Below are 358 nucleotides of genomic sequence, written 5' to 3' on the forward strand. Positions count from 1 at the left end.
AGGACACTTATAAAGTGCGGAATCTTGGAAAGGATCCTCAGTTATGGAATCTTCCGGTGGAAGGAGAACAGCTGGTGGCAGATTATCTGCAGGAGCAATTATCACTGGAAGATACGGAAGGAGGACTTGCTGAAAGCCTGCATCAGGCAGCGAAGGAGAGTATGCAGGAATGGCTTCCTGATGCATTGGAAGAACTGAGACTTGACGTAACAGGGACATTTCTGGAAGAACTGGACGAACAGAATCAGGAAGTCGAATTTCGGGAACTGATGACCAATAGTGTCTGGTATGTATTACTAAACCGGTGTGGACTGGATGTACAGGAATATCTGGATGCAGAGGATTTTCGGCATATTAC

Annotated in this window: 1 protein-coding gene; it reads left to right on the forward strand. The window is 46.1% G+C overall.

Features of this window, described 5'->3' with window-relative positions; translation table 11 throughout:
• Window positions 1-358, forward strand: a 358-nt coding sequence (locus G5B12_RS18595; protein ID WP_174088990.1) for a hypothetical protein, incomplete at both ends; no start/stop codon positions are given.

This window comes from Blautia sp. MSK.20.85 (genome assembly GCF_013317245.1).
GTDB lineage: Bacteria > Bacillota > Clostridia > Lachnospirales > Lachnospiraceae > Blautia_A.